The sequence below is a fragment of the Paracoccus sp. MKU1 genome (assembly GCF_001447385.1).
Lineage (GTDB): Bacteria > Pseudomonadota > Alphaproteobacteria > Rhodobacterales > Rhodobacteraceae > Paracoccus.
On sequence record NZ_LLWQ01000142.1, the window covers coordinates 24,145 to 43,623 of the forward strand.

The 19,479-nt window shown below is 70.1% G+C and carries 19 protein-coding genes; 9 read left to right on the plus strand and 10 right to left on the minus strand.

Going from position 1 to position 19,479, the window contains the following annotated elements:
* Window positions 1-11 precede the first annotated feature (11 nt).
* Window positions 12-1,034 carry an AraC family transcriptional regulator gene (locus tag AQY21_RS09670; protein WP_058097470.1) on the plus strand — a complete coding sequence of 341 codons (1,023 nt, stop codon included), beginning with the start codon at window positions 12-14 and terminating at the stop codon, window positions 1,032-1,034.
* Here AQY21_RS09670 and AQY21_RS09675 read toward each other — a convergent pair.
* The 3 genes from AQY21_RS09675 to AQY21_RS09685 form a co-directional block, all read right to left on the minus strand.
* Window positions 991-1,974, minus strand: a complete 984-nt coding sequence (locus AQY21_RS09675; RefSeq protein WP_058097471.1) for a helix-turn-helix domain-containing protein — start codon at window positions 1,972-1,974, stop codon at window positions 991-993. The two genes, AQY21_RS09670 and AQY21_RS09675, sit on opposite strands and share 44 nt — an antisense overlap.
* 156 nt (window positions 1,975-2,130) lie before the next feature.
* Window positions 2,131-3,234 carry a ParB N-terminal domain-containing protein gene (locus tag AQY21_RS09680; RefSeq protein ID WP_058097472.1) on the minus strand — a complete coding sequence of 368 codons (1,104 nt, stop codon included), beginning with the start codon at window positions 3,232-3,234 and terminating at the stop codon, window positions 2,131-2,133.
* Window positions 3,231-4,535 carry an AAA family ATPase gene (locus tag AQY21_RS09685; RefSeq protein ID WP_058097473.1) on the minus strand — a complete coding sequence of 435 codons (1,305 nt, stop codon included), beginning with the start codon at window positions 4,533-4,535 and terminating at the stop codon, window positions 3,231-3,233. The genes AQY21_RS09680 and AQY21_RS09685 overlap by 4 nt, the downstream gene beginning before the upstream one ends.
* 483 nt (window positions 4,536-5,018) lie before the next feature.
* Between AQY21_RS09685 and AQY21_RS09690 the strand changes: the two genes are divergently transcribed.
* The 8 genes from AQY21_RS09690 (at window position 5,019) to AQY21_RS09725 (ending at window position 11,494) form a co-directional block, all read left to right on the plus strand.
* Window positions 5,019-5,693 carry a DnaA N-terminal domain-containing protein gene (locus tag AQY21_RS09690; RefSeq protein ID WP_058097474.1) on the plus strand — a complete coding sequence of 225 codons (675 nt, stop codon included), beginning with the start codon at window positions 5,019-5,021 and terminating at the stop codon, window positions 5,691-5,693.
* A 90-nt stretch (window positions 5,694-5,783) separates the two neighbouring features.
* The gene (locus AQY21_RS09695; RefSeq protein ID WP_058097475.1) at window positions 5,784-6,041 is read left to right on the plus strand and encodes a PepSY domain-containing protein; all 258 of its coding nucleotides are present in this window, start codon (window positions 5,784-5,786) and stop codon (window positions 6,039-6,041) included.
* Between the two features lie 139 nt (window positions 6,042-6,180).
* Window positions 6,181-7,143, plus strand: coding sequence for a biotin synthase BioB (bioB, locus tag AQY21_RS09700; protein WP_203416471.1), 963 nt, complete (start codon window positions 6,181-6,183; stop codon window positions 7,141-7,143).
* On the plus strand, window positions 7,140-8,255 hold the full coding sequence (locus AQY21_RS09705; protein ID WP_058097477.1) for an aminotransferase class I/II-fold pyridoxal phosphate-dependent enzyme: 1,116 nt from the start codon (window positions 7,140-7,142) through the stop codon (window positions 8,253-8,255). Before bioB ends, AQY21_RS09705 begins: the two co-directional genes overlap by 4 nt.
* Window positions 8,243-8,863 (plus strand): dethiobiotin synthase, encoded by a 621-nt coding sequence (bioD, locus tag AQY21_RS09710; protein ID WP_058097478.1) that lies wholly within the window; start codon window positions 8,243-8,245, stop codon window positions 8,861-8,863. The genes AQY21_RS09705 and bioD overlap by 13 nt, the downstream gene beginning before the upstream one ends.
* Entirely contained in the window at window positions 8,863-10,149 is a 1,287-nt protein-coding gene (bioA, locus tag AQY21_RS09715; protein ID WP_058097479.1) for an adenosylmethionine--8-amino-7-oxononanoate transaminase, read from the plus strand. Before bioD ends, bioA begins: the two co-directional genes overlap by 1 nt.
* A complete protein-coding gene (locus AQY21_RS09720) occupies window positions 10,146-10,754 on the plus strand; it encodes a pimeloyl-ACP methyl esterase BioG family protein (RefSeq protein ID WP_058097511.1) in 609 nt (202 codons plus the stop codon). The genes bioA and AQY21_RS09720 overlap by 4 nt, the downstream gene beginning before the upstream one ends.
* Entirely contained in the window at window positions 10,751-11,494 is a 744-nt protein-coding gene (locus tag AQY21_RS09725; protein ID WP_058097480.1) for a methyltransferase domain-containing protein, read from the plus strand. The genes AQY21_RS09720 and AQY21_RS09725 overlap by 4 nt, the downstream gene beginning before the upstream one ends.
* On the opposite strand, the gene AQY21_RS09730 is transcribed toward AQY21_RS09725, so the two are convergent.
* From AQY21_RS09730 to dld, 7 genes are all read right to left on the minus strand, one after another.
* A complete protein-coding gene (locus AQY21_RS09730) occupies window positions 11,491-12,156 on the minus strand; it encodes a GntR family transcriptional regulator (protein WP_058097481.1) in 666 nt (221 codons plus the stop codon). The two genes, AQY21_RS09725 and AQY21_RS09730, sit on opposite strands and share 4 nt — an antisense overlap.
* Window positions 12,157-12,199: 43 nt before the next feature.
* Complete coding sequence (locus tag AQY21_RS09735; protein WP_058097482.1) at window positions 12,200-12,769, minus strand: 2'-5' RNA ligase family protein; 570 nt, start codon at window positions 12,767-12,769, stop codon at window positions 12,200-12,202.
* Window positions 12,770-12,817: 48 nt separating this feature from the next.
* Complete coding sequence (locus AQY21_RS09740) at window positions 12,818-13,462, minus strand: lactate utilization protein (RefSeq protein WP_058097483.1); 645 nt, start codon at window positions 13,460-13,462, stop codon at window positions 12,818-12,820.
* Window positions 13,459-14,868 carry a LutB/LldF family L-lactate oxidation iron-sulfur protein gene (locus tag AQY21_RS09745; protein WP_058097484.1) on the minus strand — a complete coding sequence of 470 codons (1,410 nt, stop codon included), beginning with the start codon at window positions 14,866-14,868 and terminating at the stop codon, window positions 13,459-13,461. The genes AQY21_RS09740 and AQY21_RS09745 overlap by 4 nt, the downstream gene beginning before the upstream one ends.
* Window positions 14,865-15,635 (minus strand): (Fe-S)-binding protein, encoded by a 771-nt coding sequence (locus AQY21_RS09750; RefSeq protein ID WP_058097485.1) that lies wholly within the window; start codon window positions 15,633-15,635, stop codon window positions 14,865-14,867. Before AQY21_RS09750 ends, AQY21_RS09745 begins: the two co-directional genes overlap by 4 nt.
* An 82-nt stretch (window positions 15,636-15,717) precedes the next feature.
* A complete protein-coding gene (locus AQY21_RS09755) occupies window positions 15,718-17,409 on the minus strand; it encodes an L-lactate permease (RefSeq protein ID WP_058097486.1) in 1,692 nt (563 codons plus the stop codon).
* A gap of 181 nt (window positions 17,410-17,590) precedes the next feature.
* Entirely contained in the window at window positions 17,591-19,300 is a 1,710-nt protein-coding gene (gene dld, locus AQY21_RS09760; protein WP_058097487.1) for a D-lactate dehydrogenase, read from the minus strand.
* Window positions 19,301-19,479: the final 179 nt, after the last annotated feature.

Here is a 19,479-nt window from a genome sequence, read left to right on the forward strand (position 1 = left end):
ATACGGCCGCCATGGAACGCCGCACCATCTCTCCCGGCTTCGTCGAGGACGCGCTGGACTGCCTTCACCGCCGCGGCATCGACCCGGCGCCGCTCTTGGCCCAGGCCGGCATCGCGGCCTTGGGCGAGCCGGTCTCGAACCTGCAATACGGCAAGCTCTGGCTCGCCATCGCCGACCTGATCCGCGACGAGTTCTTCGACGAGGCCGCCCGCCCCATGCGCCCCGGCAGCTTCCAGCTGCTCTGCCATGCGGTCCTGCATGCCGGCACGCTGGAACGCGCCCTGCGCCGGGCGCTGCTGTTTCTCTCCGTGACCCTCGACGACCCGACCGGCACGCTGCGCCTGCGCGACGGCCAGGCCGAGATCGTGCTGCGGGACGCCGGCCCGCCGCGCCGCGCCTTCGCCTATCGCACCTACTGGCTGGTCCTGCTGGGCGTCATGTGCTGGCTGATCGGCCGCCGCATCCCGCTGATGCAGGTCGATTTCGCCTGCCCGGCGCCGGAAAACCGCCGCGACTACCACCAGTTCTTCGGCGCCCCGGTGCATTTCGACCAGCCGGCCAGCCGGCTGAGCTTTGCCGCCAGCTACCTGTCCCTGCCGACCATCCGCAGCGAAAAGGCGCTTCAGGGCTTCCTGCGCGGCGCCCCCGCCAACATCCTGCTGCGCTATCGCCACGACCAGGGGCTGTCGGCGCGCATCCGCGCCCGGCTGCGCGCCGCCCCGCCCGAGGACTGGCCGGATTTCGACCGCCTCGCCGCCGAGCTGCGCCTGGCCCCCGCCACCCTGCGCCGCCGCCTGCGGGCCGAGGGCCAGGGCTTCGCCGCCATCCGGGCCGAGATCCGGCTGATGCGCGCCCGCCAGCTTCTGCGCGACACCGAGCTCAGCGTGGCCGAGATCGCCGCCCGGCTCGGCTATGGCGAACCCAGCGCCTTCCACCGCGCCTTCCTGAAACTGGCCGGCACCACGCCCGCCGGCTTTCGCCGCGACGCGCTCAGCCCGCCAGCATCCACAGCCGGAACCGCCGCCCGCCGGTGATCTCGCGCGCCAGCCCCAGCGCCTTCATCCGCGCCAGCATCCGCTCGGCGGTGTCGCGGCTGATGCCGGCGCTGTCCTCCAGCATCGCCGCGTTCAACAGCGGATGCGCGGCCAGCGCCCGGATCACCCGGCCCGGATTGTCGCCCTTGACCCCCGCCATGGCCGCCAGCGCCCGGGCCTGCCAGTCGGCGACCCGCGCCAATTCGTGCCGCGCGTCCATGATCGCCGCCGTGACCGCGGCAAGATGCCGCGCCATGCGCTCGGCCGGGGGGCCGGCATCGACCCAGACCGCGCGGCCGTGCCGGCCCAGGGGCACGAAGCGCAACGCCTCGCAGCCCTCGGCCATGTCGCGCGCCGTCCAGGTGGCCGGCTCTGCCAGCACCTCGGGCGCCGACAGCCCGCAAAGCCGCCACAACACCCGCAGCGCCGCCGCCCGCACCAGCGGCGCCAGCCCGGCGACCTGCCCGGCCAGGTCCCGGAACTCGTCCACCGCCGCGTCGAAATCCCGCCCGGTCGGCCGCGTCGCCAGCAGCTCGTCCAGCCCCGAGACCGCGGCCCGGTGCAGCCCCAGAAAGCCGCGCAGGTCGCGCGGATCGCCCTGCCCCTCCAGCCGCCGGATGCCCCAGCGCGCCAGCCGCATCGCCTCCAGGTCGGCGCCGGCCCGCGCTTCCATCAGGTCGCGGCCGATCTCCTCGCGCCGCAGAGGCGTGCCCTGCGCCCACAGCATCGCCTCGACCTCGATCAGCGCCAGCCGCCGGTTGGCGCCGGCCTGGGCCTCGGGCTCCAGCGCCGCGACCGCGCCGTCCAGCCGCCCCAGCGCAAAGGCCGCGCGGGCCAGTTCCGGCGCCAGCCCGGCCTGGGCGGAAAACCAGTCCGAGGCATCAAAAAACTGGTGCGCAGCCGATTTTCCGTGATAGTCTGTGTCCGAAGCGGATGGCATGTTTCCCGACCTGCAAGCAAGCTTATCCGCAGAATAACCCCATTTTGCGGATCACTGGAAGAGGGGCTTTTCCGCCCCCATCCGCAGCGCCGTTTCCCGACCCGAAAGCCCGCCCCGCAGTCCCCGAACGGGGCCGGACCTTCCCCGCGGGGAAGGTCAATCGAGGCTCTCCAGCATCGCCCGCACCGCCGCCTCCAGCTTGCGCCGGTCCACCGCCGAGAAGTCGCGCGGCAGGCGGATTTCCAGCCGCCCGTTCGAGGCCGTGCACTTGGCGCTGCCCTGCGGCCGCTGGATCTGGAAGCTGATGCGCGCCTTGCCGGCGGGCACGGCCGGCGTCGCGCTGCGCGGCGCGGCGGCGGCGGATTCCGTGTCGCCCCCCTGCCCCGCATAGCGGCGCAGCACGTCCAGCTCGTCCTTGACCGAGCGCGAGTCCCAGTCCTTCAGCTCGGCCCGGATCGCCGCCGCCGCGCCCGGCACCTCGTCCAGCCGTTGCGCCAGCGCCAGCCCCAGCGCACGCGGGATCTCGGGCGCGTAAAGCAGCACCTCGCCCAGGGCCTCGATCAGCCGGATGAAGCTGCGGATATAGCTGCGCTTCTGGTAGCCGGCCGATTTGAACAGGATCGCCACCGCCTTCTCGGGGTCGTTCTCCTCGGTCGCCGGGTCCATGGCGTAATGCAGCGCCAGCTGCGCCATCTCGGCAAAGGAGATGTCCTTGCGCACCATGTTCTCATCGACCATGCGCCGGTAAAGCCGCTCCAGCTCGTCGCCGCGCGCCGCGATGCCGGCCGGGATGCGGCCCCATTTCTCGGCATCGCCCGTCTCCTCCAGCAGCTGGCGATAGGCCGAAAGCCGGCGCCAGCCCTGGATCAGCTCATAGCGGCCGTCCTCGGCCGGCTCGACCCGGATCGGGTTCGACAGGCCGATGTCGCGGATCGACTCGACCAGTTCGGTCAGTTCGTAATCCGGCCCCGGCGCGCGGTCGCGGATCAGCTTCTGCGCGTCGATGGCGTCCAGCGGGATCATGTCGGTGATCAGCCCGGCGCGCTTCAGCCGCACATGTTCCTGGGCCAGCGCGTCGTTCTCGGCGCGGATCTGCGCCTCCAGCCGGGCGCGGTCGCGGGTGGATTCGGCGGTCTCGGTGATGGCGGTCGCCATCGGGCCGCGGCGATGCTCCTTTTCCTCCTTCCCCGCGGGGAAGGTTTCCGGCGCGGCCTCGGCATCCGGCATCTCGATCTCGAACATGCGGCGCTTGCGGCTCATGCCTCGCCCTCCAGCTTGCCCCAGGCCGCGACGACATGGGACTTGAACTCCTCATAGGCCTGGTCGAAGGTCGCCCGCGCCCGGCGCCAGGTGCCGCGCGTCATCTCGCGATAGTCGATCTCGTAGATCGAGCTGAGGAACCGGCCCGATTGCTCGACCGCGCGGGTCAGCTCGATCGGGTGCTGGGCCATGTGCTGGCCGAAGACCTGCTGGAAGGCGCCATACATCGCCTGGTGCAGCTCGTTCGAGGGCTCGTAGCGCGTCATCAGGAAGCGGATGTCGGCAAAGGCCTTGGGCAGCTTGATCTTCCCCGTGGGGAAGTTTTCGAAGCCATGCGACAGATCCTCCAGCGCCTCGGACAGCTGGCCGATGAAGCTGGTGGTCGAGTCGTATTCCCAATAGCCGGGACCCGAGGGGATATAGAGCATGTCGGCGGCAAAGACCGCGTTCATCGACTGGTAGCCGATGGCCGGCGGGCAATCGAACAGGATCAGGTCATAGGCATCGTCCGCCAGGCTGTCGAGAAAGCGCGACACGGCGCCGAAGAAGGTCCATTCCGGGTTCAGATGCCGGTACTGGGCGCTGGCGAACTCGACGAAGGCGGCATTGGCGCAGCTCGGGATGATGTCGATGGTCGGCCAGGCGGTCGGCTTGATGAAGTCCGCCGGGCGCAGCATGCCGAGCCCCATGTCGCGGATCGAGGCCGGCAGTTTGCGCTGGGGCAGGGCGGTGCCGCTCTCGGCGCCGCGGGCGGCGGCGTTCATGCGGTCGGTCTCGCGCTCCAGGTCGCGGGCCATGATGCCCCAGACGGTATGGTCCTCGCCGACATCGGTCAGGCCCATGGAATGGCTCAGCGTGGCCTGCGGGTCGAAATCCACCAGCAGCACCCGATAGCCGTCCAGCGCCGCGGCATGGGCGAAATGCAGCGCCACAGTGGACTTGCCGGCGCCGCCCTTGAAATTGGCGATGGCGGCGCGGAAGGCGCGCTTGCCCTCGGGCCGCCAGGGCATCAGCGTCTTGCGGTTGATGCGGATGCGGCGGCGCAGCTCGTTGATCTCGTCGAGCGAGAACCAGCGCTGGCGGCCGTCCTCCTCGACTTCCCCGAGGGGAAGGTTCGGCTCGGCCGCGAGCTTGCCGCGGAAGGTGGACTGGTTGATGCGAAAGATCAGCTCGGACACCTCCCAGCTGGAGAAGCGGCGCAGCGTCTTCTCGTTGGCCGGGCTGAAGGTCTGGCGCCGGATCCAGCCCTGCATCTTCAGCGATTGCGCCTGTAGCTTGGCGAGGTCTTCATGCGTGTACATAGGATGCCTGTATTTTTAGGACGCAGATTTTCTTCCGTTTCGCTTTTACGCCGGATTTGCACTTTTGGCAAAAGGCGTTTTAATGGAACGGCCAGGATATGGGAATTCAGGCATTTCCCGGCGCCTCCCGGCGAATCGGCCAGCGAATCCCCGGCCGCCGGGACCGGGACGCAGATGCCGGAAATGGGGGACGCGAGATCGCGTTGCGCGCCGGAATAGGGGACAAAACGGCGCGAATGGGTGACGCCATGAATGTCCCCCTATACCATTTGATACCGATTTTCTTTGATGATTTGGTCCGGAAATCCGGGCCGGCGGGGAATCGCTTGACAGAATCGGAATTCAGGACGCAAATACGAAACAGATGGCGAAAAGCGTTTCGAACGGCATGAGACCGACGCCGCCATCCGGGTCTTTGCCCCCAAGGGCAGGGCTCAGCGGGCAGATGAGGGCAGCCGGACAAGTCCGGGCGCAGGAGCAGACATGCAGGTGATCCGTGCCGTCGGCCGAGAGGCCGCGGCCAAGAAATACGATTTGCTCTCGGCCATGATGGCGCATGGGCTGGCCGGCGACAAGCATCGCCAGCGCCTGGTGCTGCGGCTGATGGCGCTGATCACCACGCGCTACAACTGGCAACGCGACGAACTGACCATCGGCCAGCGCGAGATCGCCCGGCTGTGGTGCGTCGATGAGCGCACCGTCAAGCGCGAGATGGCCAAGCTGCGCGCCCTCGGCTGGATCGAGATCAAGCAGCAGGGCGCGCGGGGGCGGGTGTCGGTGCTGGGGCTGAACCTGGAGCGTATCCTGTTGGATACAAAGGCGGAATGGCCGAATATCGGCCCGGATTTCGTCGAGCGCGTCGGCGGCAGGCGGGCCGAGCCGGCCAGCAATGTCGTGCCGCTGCACCGGCCCGAGCCGATGCCGGCGGAGGGGCTGTGGGCCGAGGCGCGGGCCCGGCTGGCCGAGGAGGACCCGGCGCTGTTCGACGCCTGGTTCGCCGGGCTGATCGAGGCCGAGCGGAGCGAGTCCTGCCTGACCCTGTTCGCGCCCAGCCGCTTTCATGCCAATTACGTCCAGACCCATCTGATCGAGCGGCTGCGCATCGCCGTGCAACGCTGCGACGGGCGCGTCGGCAAGCTGCGGATCCTTGGTCCCTGAGCGAGCTGCGAATCGGCCCGGCTGTAAGCGGGCTGTAAGCCTGACCCTGCTATCCCGGTTGCGCAGAACGCAAATGCAGGAGATGGAATCATGCGTCTTGTTCCGTTGATATCCGCCATTCTGGTGACGGCGACCCCGGCCGTCGCCTCGGATCGCTGCCAGGTGCCGCCGGACCAGCGGCGCCCGGCCAACGAGCTGCGGGCCGAACTGACCGCCAAGGGCTGGACCGTCGGCAAGATCGAGCTGGAGGAGGGCTGCTATGAGGTTCGCGGCCAGGACCAGACCGGCCTGTCGGTCGAAGTGCTGTTCGATCCGGCCAGTTTCCAGGACATGGGCCGCGACGATTGAACGGGCGGCGCGCCTCTTGCGGCGGGGGCGCGCCAGCAGCCGGTGATGGTTCCCGAAAATAATAGATAATATATATGGATTAACAAAGCGGCCGCGACGGTTTTATAGATACTCCCACATGAGGCTCAGGGAGGTATCCATGCCCCAGCAATCGCGCCGCGCCGCCGAGATCTATCACCAGCCGCTGATGGACCTGCTGTTCCAGGCCCAGACCGTCCATCGCGCGCATTTCGACCCGAACGCCGTGCAATGTTCCAAGCTCCTGTCGATCAAGACCGGCGGCTGCCCCGAGGATTGCGCCTATTGCTCGCAATCGGCGCGCAACGGCTCGGACCTGTCGGCCTCGAAACTGATGGAGGTGCAGCGCGTGCTGGCCGAGGCCAGGCGCGCCAAGGAGGCGGGGGCGACGCGCTATTGCATGGGCGCCGCCTGGCGCTCGCCCAAGGAGCGCGACATGCCGGCGGTGCTGGCGATGATCCGCGGCGTCAAGGCGATGGGGATGGAGACCTGCATGACGCTGGGCATGCTGGACGCGGACCAGGCGCTGCGGCTGAAGGACGCGGGGCTGGACTATTACAACCACAATATCGACACCTCGGAACGCTATTATTCCGAGATCATCACCACGCGGACCTTCCAGGACCGGATCGAGACGCTGGAGCGGGTGCAGGCGGCGGGCATCAATGTCTGCGCCGGCGGCATCGTCGGCATGGGCGAGACGGCCGAGGATCGCATCTCGATGCTGGAGACGCTGGCCGGGCTGGAGGTGCCGCCGCAATCGGTGCCGATCAACATGCTGATGCCGATGGCGGGCACGCCCTTGGCCGATGTGCCGAAGCTGGACCCGATCGAGATGGTGCGCACCATCGCCACGGCGCGCATCCTGATGCCGGCCTCCTATGTGCGGCTGTCGGCCGGGCGGTCCGAGATGAGCGACGAGATGCAGGCCATGTGCTTCTTTGCCGGGGCCAATTCGATCTTCGTCGGCGACACGCTGCTGACCGCCGGCAACCCGGACGAGGACAAGGACGCGCTGCTGTTCGCCAGGCTGGGGCTGCGGGCCGAGGTGCTGGAGGCGTCGCAGGAGGGCTGCGCGGCATGAGCTTTTCCCGGCACGGGGCGGCGCTGGAGGCGCTGGCGCGGCGCGGACGGCTGCGCCGGGTGGCGCCGGCGGCGGGGGCGGATTTCGCCTCGAACGACTATCTGGGGCTGGCGGGGTCGGAACTGCTGGCCCGGGCGGCGCGGGATGCGCTGGCGCGCGGCGTGCCGGTGGGCGCCGGGGGGTCGCGGCTGTTGCGCGGCAACCATCCCGAGCATCAGGCGCTGGAGGCCGAGGCGGCGGCGTTCTTCGGCGTCGAGGCCGCCTTGTATATGGGCGGCGGGTTCCAGGCCAACCAGGCGATCTTTTCGGCGCTGCCGATGCAGGGCGATCTGGTGGTTCATGATGCGCTGGTCCATGCCAGCGCGCATGAGGGGATGCGGCTGGGCCGTGCCGAATGCCGCGGCTTTGCCCATAACGATGCCGGCGACGCGGCGCGGGTGATCGCCGAGTGGCGCGATGCGGGCGGGCGCGGCCGGGTCTGGATCGCGGTCGAGAGCGTCTATTCCATGGAGGGCGATCTGGCGCCCTTGCCCGCGCTGGCGGCGCTGGCGGCGCGCGAGGACGCGGTGCTGGTGGTGGACGAGGCGCATGCGACCGGGGTTTTCGGCCCGCAGGGCAGGGGGCTGGCGCATGGGCTGGGCTGTCCCGTGGTGAGCCTGCATACCGGGGGCAAGGGGCTGGGCGGCTCGGGCGCGCTGGTCTGCGCCGACCGGGTGCTGGTCGAGACGCTGGTGAACAAGGCGCGGCCGTTCATCTATGCCACGGCGCCGCCGCCCCTGTCGGCGGCGGTGCTGCGCGGCGCCTTGCGGGCGCTGGAGGATCAGCCGGCGCTGGTCGAGGGCGCGCGGGCGCGCATGGCGCAGGCGGCGGAGGCCGCGCGGCGTTGCGGCATCGCGGCGCAGAGCCAGATCGTGCCGGTGATTCTGGGCGAGGATCATCGGGCGCTGGCCATGGCGGCGGATTTGCAGGCGCAGGGCTTCGACATCCGTGCCATCCGGCCGCCGACGGTGCCGAAGGGGACGGCGCGGCTGCGGGTCTCGGTCACCGGCAATGTCGGGGCGGGCGAGATCGCGGCGCTGTTCGCCGCGCTGGAGGCAGCATGGCTGCGGTGATCGTGGCGGGCACCGATACCGGCATCGGCAAGACGGTGTTCAGCGCCGGGCTGACCCGCGCGCTGGGGGCGACCTATTGGAAGCCGGTGCAGGCGGGGCTGGAGGAGGAGACCGACAGCGAAATCGTGGCGCGGCTTTCGGGGCGGCCGGTGCTCGCCGAGGCTTACCGGCTGCGGCTGCCGGCCTCGCCGCATCTGGCGGCCGAGCGCGAGGGGGTGGAGATCGATCCGGCGCGGCTGGTGCTGCCAAGCGTCGATGGCCCGCTGGTGGTCGAAGGGGCGGGCGGGCTGATGGTGCCGCTGACCCGGCGGCTGCTTTATTTGCAGGTGATCGCGGGCTGGGGGGCGCCGGTGGTGCTGTGCTGCCGCACCGCGCTTGGCACCATCAACCATTCGCTGCTGTCGCTGGTGGCGCTGCGCGCCGCTGGTTGCCGGGTGGCGGGCGTGGCCTTCATCGGCGAGGAGAGGGCGGACAGCCGCCGGGTGATCTGCGAGGTCGGCGCGGTGCGCGACCTGGGCCGGCTGCCGGTGCTGGAGCGGGTGACGGCCGGGGCGCTGGAGGCGGCATTCGCCGGCATCGAGGTCGATGCGATCCGAGAGGTGCTGTGATGCGGGATCTGGCGTTCGACCGGCGGCACCTGTGGCATCCCTACAGCGCGATGCGCGAGCCGGGGCCGGTGCATGAGGTCGCGGCGGCCGAGGGGGTCTGGCTCACGCTGGCGGACGGGGTGCGGATGATCGACGCCATGTCCTCGTGGTGGGCGGCGGCGCATGGGCATCGCCATCCCCGGCTGGTCGCGGCGATGCAGGCGCAGCTGGCCCGGCTGCCGCATGTGATGTTCGGCGGGCTGACGCATGGGCCGGCGGTGGGTCTGGCGCGGCGGCTGGTCGCGATGCTGCCCAAGGGGCTGGATCGGATCTTCTACTCGGACAGCGGCTCGGTCGCGGTCGAGGTGGCGCTGAAGATGGCGGTGCAGGCGCAGCTGGGGCTGGGCCATCCCGGGCGGGTGGCTTTCGCCTCGGCCCGCGGCGGCTATTACGGCGATACCTGGAAGGCGATGAGCCTCTGCGATCCGCAGACCGGCATGCACAGCCATTTCGGCGCCGCCTTGCAGGTCCAGCATTTCGTGCCGCGCCCGCCCATTCCCTTCGGCGCGGAATGGGACGAGGATCCGGCGCGGAACGGGCTGGGCGCAGTCGAAGCGCTGTTTGCCGAGAAAGCGCATGACATCGCGGGCTTCATCGTCGAGCCGGTGGTGCAGGGCGCGGGCGGCATGTGGTTCTATCATCCGCACTGGCTGGCCGGGCTGCGCGCGCTGTGCGACCGGCATGGCGTGCTGCTGATCCTGGACGAGATCGCCACCGGCTTCGGCCGCACCGGCACGCTGTTCGCCATGGAGCGGGCGGGGGTGGTGCCGGATATCCTGTGCCTGGGCAAGGCGCTGACCGGGGGCATGATGAGCTTTGCCGCCACCGTCGCGTCGGGGCAGGTGGCCGAGGCGATCTCGGACGGGCCGGCGCCGGTGCTGATGCACGGGCCGACCTTCATGGGCAATCCGCTGGCCTGCGCGGTGGCCTGCGCCAGCCTGGACCTGCTGGCGGAAGGCGGCTGGCAGGCGCAGGTCGCGGGGATCGAGGCGGGGTTGCGCCACGGGCTTGCCCCGGCGCGCGGCCTGCCCGGCGTGCGGGACGTGCGCGTGCTGGGCGCCATCGGAGTGATCGAGACGCAGGCGCCGGTGGACATGGGCCGCGTGCATGGGTTCTGCCGCGACAGCGGGGTGTGGCTGCGGCCCTTCGGGCGGCTGCTTTACTGCATGCCGCCCTTTGTCGCCGCGCCGGACGAGGTCGCGCGCATCTGCGCCGCCATGGTCGAGATCGCGGGGTGGCCGGCATGAGGGCGGAATGGCTGCGCCGCGAGGGTGCCGACGAGTTGATCGTGGTGCTGACCGGCTGGGCGGTGGGGGTGGAGCCGATCCGGCATCTGGCCGGGCCGGCGGATGTGCTGGTGCTGTCGGATTACCGCGACCTGTCCGCGCCGGACTGGCCCGAGGGCTATGCGGCGATGGATCTGGTCGCCTATTCCTTCGGCGTGGCGGCGGCCTGCCAATTGCCGGAGCTGGGGGGCTTTCGCCACAAGGTGGCGGTCTGCGGGTCCTGGGTGCCCTGCGACGACGATCTGGGGGTTCCGCGCGAGCTGATGCGGGCCACGGCGGCGAACCTGTCCGACCTGTCGCTGCGGCGCTTCGCGCGGCGGGCGGGATGCCCTGCGGCCGCCGGCGCCGATCTGGCCGATCTGGGCGAGGAGTTGCAGGCGGTGATGGGCTGGGAGGCCGGGCAGGTCCCGGGTTTCGACCGCATCCTGCTGGGCGCCGCCGACCGCATCTTTCCGCTGAAGAACCTGATCCGCGCCTGGCAGGGCTGGCCGGTCGAGACCCGGGTGCTGGATTGCGGGCACAATCCCTTCGCCCTGTGGCGCGACTGGTCCGAGGTGCTGGCATGAACGCGCTGGCCGGGCGGGTGGCGCGGTCCTTCGCGCGCGGCATGCGGACCTATGACGGGGCGGCGCTGGCGCAGCGGCAAATCGCGGCGCGGCTGTTCGCGGCCTATCGCCGGGCAGCGCCGGGGCATCGCCCGGAACGGGTGCTGGAGGCGGGTTATGGCTCGGGCCACCTGACCCGGCAGCTGCTGGGGTTGCGGCCGGCGCGGCTGTGGCTGAACGATCTGGCGGCGCCGGAACTGCCGGGGGTCGCGGCGGAATACCGGCCGGGCGACGTGGCCGAGGTGGCGCTGCCCGAAGGGGTGGAGCTGGCGGCCTCGGCCTCGATGATCCAATGGGTCGAGGATCCGGCGCGGGTCGTCGGCCGGCTGTGCGATGCGGTCGCGCCGGGGGGCTGGCTGGCGCTCTCGGGCTTCGCGCCCGGGCATTTTCCCGAGTTGCGGGCCTTGGGCAGCCGGGCGGCGGCGCCGTCCTATCTGACCGGGGCCGGGATGGCGGCGCTGCTGCCGCCGGGCTGGCGGGTCCGGGGTGCCGGGGAATGGCGGATCGCGCTGCATTTTCCCGGCGCGCTGGAGGTCTTGCGCCATCTGCGCGCCACCGGGGTCAATGGCTGCGCCGGGCAGTTCCGTTCGCCGGGCGCGCTGCGCGATTTCATGGCGCGCTACGAGGCGCGGCATGGCGGGGCGCGGGGCGTCGCCCTGACCTATGTCGCCAGCTGGCTGGTGGCTGAGCGGTGCGCCTAGCCGTGGATGGCGAAGGCGTCGGGCTTGCCGCTGGTCGAGGGCGCCGGGCGGCGGCCGATCCAGCGCACATGGCGGGCGAGCGTGGCGCAGGCGGTGTCCACCTCGCCCTTGCGCAGGGCGGCCAGGATGGCGCGGTGGTCGTGATCGGTGCGCGTTTCCCAGTTCGATTGCCAGGCGGCGAAGAGGAAACGGGCGCTGGCCGCGTGCAGGTCGTCGATGGCGGCCAGCAGGCGCGGCATGGCGCAGGGGGTCAGGATCAGCTTGTGGAAACGGCGGTTCGCCGCCTCCCACGAACGCACGTCGCGCGAGGCGTCGCCGGCCTTGGTCGCCTCTTCCGCGGCATTGAGGATCGCCGGGGTCAGGTGCGGCGCGGCGTGGCGCAGCGCGAGTTCCTCGAGCGCGGCGCGCATCTCGGCCACTTCCTTGACCTCGGGCAGGTCGAAGGCGGCGACGCGCACGCCGCGGCGCGGTTCGCTGATCGCCAGGCCCTGGGCCTCGAGCCGGCGGAAGGCTTCGCGCACCGGGACGTGGCTGGCGCCGAATTCCTCGGCGATGCGGTCCTGGCGCAGGCGCTCGCCGGGGCCGATCTCGCCCGATACGATCCGGTCGGCCAGCACGCGGCTGATGCGGACGGCCAAGGTTTCTTCCGATCCTGCGCTCATGGCGGCATGGATAAGCCGCGGGGCGGGGATTGTCGATAAGGCTTCAGGGCAGGGGCCAACGCGCCAGGGGGACATGCCGGCCCAGGCCTTGCAGGCTGTCGATCAGCACCAGCTCGTCCACCCGCCAATGCACCGGCGGCACGGCGATGCCTTCGGGCGGCAGGGGCTTGCCATAGGCCAGCGTCACATGCGGCGTGACCCGGTGGCGGGCGACGGCCAGCCCGGCTTCGGCAAGGCGCTGCCAGAGCGTCTGGCACAGCGCGTCGGGGGCGGGGCTTTCCTGCCGGCCGACCAGCACCAGCGGCCGGTCGCGGCGGCGCGGCGGGCCGAAGGTGGTCAGCCGGTCCAGCACCAGCTCGAAAGCCGGGAAATCCAGCCCGTCCAGCGGCCGGCCAAGCGCCTCGGCCATCCATGGCTGGAGCTGCGGGGTGCGGATCACCGGCAGGATGGTCATGTGCAGGGTGGCGCGGCGAAAGCGGTCGCGGCGGTTCGCGATCTGCCAGGCCGCCTCGATCTGCGTCACCACCTCGGGCGGCGGGATGGCGACGAAAAGCAGGAAATGCTCGCGCGGCGTTTCCTGCGGTATGTCCTGCGCTTGCGTGGCGTCGGGCATCGCGGCCTCCCATGGCTGCCGCCATGCTAGGGCAAATCGCGGCGGCGGTCAGCCCGGCTCGGCGATGAGGATGACATGCAGGAAGCCGGGGCCGTGCGCGCCGCGCACATAGCTGCCCTCGATATCGGTGGTGCCGCTGGGGCCGGTGATGAGGATGGCGTTGCGCGGGATCGCCTGGGCGGACAGGCGGGCGGCGTAATCCTCGAGATGCGGCAGCAGCGTCGCCTCGCGCAGCACCACGACGTGATGCAGCGGCAGGAAGGCCATGAGGATCGGGTTTTCGGGCCCGGAATGGACGACCAGAGAGCCGCTTTCGGCGATGCCGTAAAGCGCCAGGCCAAGCGCCGCGGGCTCGTCCGCGGCGACGCCCGGATGCGGGGCGAGGCCCTGCCAGTCCAGCGCCGCCAGCTCCGGCGCGGGCTGCATGGCGAAGCTTGGCGGCAGGCCATGGGCGGAAAGATAGCGGGCCATGGCCTGCGGCAGCTCGGCCATGCCGGCCACGCGGTCGATGCTGGTGCCGAGCGCCGTGGCCTTCAGCGCGAAGGCATCGGGCAGCGCCGGCGCAGCCAGGCGCGGGCGGGCGGTGTCGGCGGGGTCGAGCAGCGCGACGGCCTCGGCCGCGATCTGCGCCGGCGGCTTGCCGGGGCCGAGGGTGGCGCGGATGGCCGAGAGGATGCGGTCGCGGGCGGTCATTTGCGGCCTTTCTGCTGGGCACGGTATTGGTCCATGAAGCTTTGCGCCGCCGGGCGGGGCAGGTCGCGATGGTCGGTCCAGCCCCCGGCCAGCGGCAGGCGCGAGATCCAGCCGCCCCTGCCGAACAGCCGCAGAAGCGGCAAGCCGATGCGGGTGGCGAGGCGATAGAGCCGGGGGCGGCGGGCCAGTTGCGCCCAGAGGCCGATGCCGGCGCGGACCGAACCGGGCTCCAGCCCCTCGCGCCAGCTGCGGCGGCGCCAGGCGCGCAACAGCGTCGGCAGCGGGATGCCGACCGGGCAGACCTCGGCGCAGCGGCCGTTCATGGTGCAGGCATTGGGCAGGTCGCGGGACGCCGCCAGCCCGTCCAGCACCGGCGTCAGGACCGAGCCCATCGGGCCGGGATAGGTGCCGCCATAGGCATGGCCGCCGATCTGGCGATAGACGACGCAATGGTTCATGCAGGCGCCGCAGCGGATGCAGCGCAGCATCTCGCGGAACTCGTTCGCCAGCATTGTCGCGCGGCCGTTGTCGACCAGCACGATATGCATCTCTTCGGGCCCGTCGGCATCGCCGGGGCGCCTGGGGCCGGCATGGAAGGTGGTGTATTGCGTCATCTCGCCGCCCGTCGCGGACCGCACCAGCAGGCGCAGCAGCGCGAAGGCATGGGCGGTCGAGGGCACCAGCTTCTCGATCCCCGCGGTGACGATATGGATGCGCGGCGGCGTGGTGGTCAGTTCGGCATTGCCCTCGTTGGTAACGGTGCAGGTGGCGCCGGTATCGGCGACCAGGAAATTCGCGCCCGAGATGCCGATATCGGCGGACAGGAATTTCTCGCGCAGCACCCGGCGGGCGCTTTGCACCATGGTCGCCGGATCCTCGGCGGCGGGGGGCGGCTGGTGGCCGGCCTTGAAAAGCTCGGCCACCTGTTCGCGGGTGCGGTGCATGGCGGGCCAGATGATATGCGAGGGCGCCTCGCCGGCCAGCTGGATGATGTGCTCGGCCAGATCGGTCTCGACCCGCTCGATGCCGGCATCGGCCAAGGCATGCGGCAGGCCGATCTCCTCGCCCAGCATGGATTTGGCGCGGGTCACCAGCTTGGCCTCGGCGGCCAGGCAGATGCGGGTGACGATGGCGCGGGCCTCGGCATCGTCGGCGGCCCAGTGGACCTGCGCGCCGCGGGCGGTGGCGTTTCGCTCGAACTGTTCCAGGTAATGGTCGAGATGGGCGGTGACATGGTCCTTGATCGCCTTGCCGCGGGCGCGGGCGGCCTCGAATTCCGGGAAGGCGGCGAGGGCCGCGGCGCGCTTCCTTTCGGCATTGCCGGTGGTGCGGTCGATGGCGGTTTTCAGCACCGGATCGGCCAGGGCCGCCTTGGCGCGGTCCTTGAAATCGGGCAGGGCGCTCATGATGCCTCCTCGCCGATGGCGGGGCCATCCGCTTGGCCGGCCAGCACCTCGACGGTGTGGAAGCAGCGGGTCTTTGCGCCGCGGCGATGCAGTTTGCCGGCCATGTTCATCAGGCAGCCCAGATCGCCGGCCAGCAGGATCTCGGCGCCAGTCTCCTCGATGGCCTCGGCCTTTTCGGTGACGATGGCGTTGGAGATGTCGGAATATTTCACGCAGAAGGTGCCGCCGAAGCCGCAGCAGACATCGTTGCCGGGCAGGCCGCGCATTTCCAGCCCTTCGACATGGGACAGCAGCGCGCGCGGCTGGGCGGCGATGCCAAGCTCGCGCAGGCCCGAGCAGCTGTCGTGATAGGTGGCGGAAGCATTGAGCCTCCGCCCCGCGGGCGCATAGCCCATGACATCGGCCAGGAAACTGGTGATCTCATGGGTTTTTGCGGCCATGGCCCTGGCGCGGGCGGCCCAGTCCGGGTCGCCCGCCAGCAGGTCCGGATAGCCATGCACTATGGTTGCCGCGCAGGAGCCCGAGGGCAGGACGACATGGTCGTAACCCTCGAAGGCCGCGATGGTCTGGCGGGCCAGATGCGCCGCATCGCGGTCGTCGCCGCTGTTCAGCGCCGGCTGGCCGCAGCAGGTCTGGGCCTGCGGCACCTCGACCACGCAGCCCGCTTCCTCAAGAAGCTGGAGGGTTGCGAAGCCGATCTGCGGGCGGATGGCATCGACAAGGCAGGTCACGAACAGACCGACCCTGGGACGTGGCTGTGCGGACATGGCTGCATCCTCCTGTTCTTTCGTGGATAAATATCCTGGGGGTCCGGGGGCAGCGCCCCCGGTCCGTTTGGCGGAGCCCGGCCTATTGGGCCGGGGCGACGATGGGCGGGGCCTCGGGCACCATTGCGGTAAAGGGCGGCAGATAGGCCTGGGCCATGACGAGCACGCCGACCAGCGCCGCCAGCGCCACCGAATGGAAGAACACGAAGCGCAGGATCGAACCCTCGTGCCCATAGCATTTGGTCGCGGTCGAGGCGACGACGATGGATTGCGCGTCGATCATCTTGCCCATGACCCCGCCCGAGGAGTTGGCCGCGGCCATCAGCACCGGGTTCAGGTTCAGCTGCTGCGCCGTGACCTTCTGCAAGCCGCCGAACAGCACGTTCGAGGCGGTGTCCGAGCCGGTGACGGCGACGCCGAGCCAGCCCAGCAGCGTGCCGAAGAACGGATAGAGCCAGCCGGTATTGGCGAAGGCCAGGCCCATGGTCGCGTCCAGCCCCGAATAGCGGGTGACGTAACCCAGCGCCAGCATGCAGGCGATGGTGATCAGCGAGAAGCGGATCATCCAGAAGGTCCTGCCATACATGCGCAGCAGGCCCATCGGGCTGTAGCCCAGCATCAGCCCCGAGACCAGCGCCGACAGCAGGATGCCGGTGCCGGTCATCGACAGGATGTTGAAGTTGAAGATCGCGGCCTCGGCATGCGCCTCGGGGGCGACCGGGGGCACCTTCTGGACCAGCCCGTCCAGGCCCGCGACCGGGATCTTGGCGCTGAAGACGCCGTCGAGCAGCACCTTGATCTGCGGCACGCCCCAAAGGAAGACGAAGACCGACAGGATGACCCAGGGCATCCAGGCCTTCAGCACCGAGCGGCTGGCGACGGGCTTGCCCGCGGCGCCCTCATGCACCTCGTCCTTGACGTCGTCCGAGGACCAGTCGCGCGGCGCCTCGGTGATCGGGTTCTTCGGCCGCCAGATGCGCAGGAAGCCGGCGAGGCAGAGCATCGAGCTGATCGCGGCGACGATGTCCACCAGCCAGGGGCCGTGGAAATTCGAGACCAGGTATTGCGGGATGGCGAAGGAGGCGCCCGCCACCAGCAGCGCCGGCCAGACCTCGATCATGCGGCGGAAGCCGACGAAGGCCCAGATCAGCCAGAAGGGCACGATGACCGAGAAGAAGGGCAGCTGGCGGCCGATCATGGCCGAAAGCTCCATCAGGTCGAGCCCGGTCACGGCGGAAAGCGCGATCACCGGCGTCCCCAGCGCGCCATAGGCCACCGGCGCCGTGTTGGCGATCAGCGACAGGCCCGCGGCCGAGAGCGGCGAGAAGCCCAGCCCCATCAGCATGGCGGCGGTCACGGCGACCGGGGTGCCGAAGCCCGCCGCGCCCTCGAAGAAGGCGCCGAAGCTGAAGGCGATGAACAGGAGCTGCATGCGCCTGTCGTCGGAGATGTTGCGGATCGAGTGCCGCAACACGTCGAACTCGCCCTTTTCGTTCGTCAGCTGGTAGAGGAAGATGACGTTCAGGATGATCCAGCCGATCGGCATCAGGCCGAAGGCGGCGCCATAGACGGCGGACATGCCGGCAAGGCCGACCGGCATGCCGAAGCCGATGATCGCCACGGCCAGCGCGGCGATCAGGCCCAGCATGGCGGCGATATGGGCGCGGATCTCGAAAATGCCGATGGCGCCCAGAAGGACCAGCACCGGGATGGCGGCGACGATGGTCGACAGGACCATGTTGCCGAAGGGGTCGTATATCTGTGACCAGATCATGGAATATTCCTTGTCATGGCAGGCATGTCAGCGCGACGCGGCCGGGCCGCCGGCATGGCTGTCCTGATGAAGCGATGGATCTGTGGCGCCGGCATGCCGGGCGCGGCGGGATTGCATTCCTCTCCTCCCTGTCTCCTCTGCTGATGCTCCTGGCGGCGCGGGGCCGCGTTCGCGCCGGCGGTCAATGCCAATGCGCGCATTTCGAGGTCTGGCCGATGCCCGGGTTCAGGCTGTTGGTCGGGTCCAGCTGCCGATAGAAGCCGGCCAGTTCCGGCTTGGCGTGGTAAAGGTGACCGACATTGTGCTCGGCCGGGTATTCGGCGCCGCGTTCGTCCAGCAGGCGCCACATCTCGTGCTCGACGGTCAGGCAGTCCTGGCCTTTCTTCACCACGTAGTCCTGATGGAAGACGTGGCAGAAGAAATGGCCGTAATAGAGCTTCTTCTCGATCTTGGCGTCGAGCTCGGGCGGCAGGCGCTCGACCCAGTCGCGGTCGTTGCGGCGCAGCGCGATGTCGAGGGCCACGATGTCCTCGACCTCGCGGGCATGGATGGCGCGGTAGCGCACGGCGGCGCCGGCCACGGCGAAACGGTGCAGGAAGGCGGCCTTGCCCTCGTCGGGGGTGCATTCGAACATGTCGCCCTGCGCCGAGGGGAAGATGCGGCCGAGATGGTCGCGCGCCTCGGCGATGCCGGCGCCGCCCATGCGCAGCAGCAGGTGGTGTTCGTAGCGGTCGCGGAAGGCGTTCATGCGCTTGGGCAGGTGCTGGGGCATCAGCGCCGCGATCCCCTGCGCCAGCCGGTCCGAGAGCGTCGCGCCCAGCCCCAGCCGCTCGGTCAGCGCGTCCATGCGCGCCTTGGCGGCGAACAGGGCCGGCATGCGGTCGGTGCCGGCATGGCGGATGAACAGGAAGGTGTCCTTGCCGTATTGCGCCGCGATGTCATAGGCGTCGCGGTGGATGTATTCGCCGGCGATGGGCAGGCTCTGGAAATGCGCCAGGATGTGGCGGCGGATCTCGGTCAGCTCGTCCGGGTCGTTGCTGCCGATATAGAAGACCGCCGTGTCCGTTTCGGCCTGGAACGTGTCCAGCCGCACGGCGAAGACCGCGAGCTTGCCGGCGCAGCCCGAGGATTCGTGCAGCCGGCGCGGGTCGGCGTTGAAGCGGGCGGGCGTCGCGGCCTCGATGTCGCGGACATGATCGGCATATTCTCGGTCCGAGGCCCAGGCGTCGGTGGGCGCGGGGGCGGGCAATTCGCCCCTTTCGACGCGGGCCAGGATGGTTTCGGGATCGTCGCCGAGGTCGAGGCCCAGGTGGTTGACCAGCGCGACCGAGCCGTCGGCGCGCACCTCGGCGTAGAGGCTCATCTCGGTATAGGCCGGGCCGCGCTGGATCAGCGCGCCGCCGGAATTGTTGCAGATGCCGCCCAGCACCGAGGCGCCGATGCAGCTTGAGCCGATGACCGAATGCGGCTCGCGTCCCAGCGGGCGCAGGCGCTTTTCCAGCGCGTCGAGCGTGGCGCCGGGCAGGCAGAGCACCTGTTCGCCCGCGCCGATGAGGTGGATGCCGCGCAGGCGCATGACCGAGACCAGCACGATCTCGCGGTCGTAATCCTGGCCCCAGGGGGTTGAGCCGCCGGTGAGCCCGGTATTCGCCGCTTGCAGGATCACCGCGCGGCCGGAGGCGACGGCGGCGTTCAGGACCCGCCACATCTCGACCAGCGAGCCGGGGCGGACCACCGCGGCGACCGGCCCCTCGCCATAGCGGAAGCCGCGGCTATAGCGGCGGGTGGCGCGGGGCGCGGTCAGCACATGCGCCGGCCCCACGATCTGGCGCAGCCGGTCCAGCAACTGGGCACGGTCTGCGGCTGGCTCGGCCTGGCCGGGTCGCGTCATGGCTTTCCCCTCCCGTCACATGCGGGGGCCGGTCCCGCGCATGGCGCGGCCTGAGCAGATCGCTTTACCTTCCCCTCTATCTTGGTAAAATAATTTGACCATTTGGGTCAAGCGGGAAATCCATTGCGCCGGATCGCGGGCTTCGGCTAATCTTCAAGGCCGGAGAATGCCGGATAAGT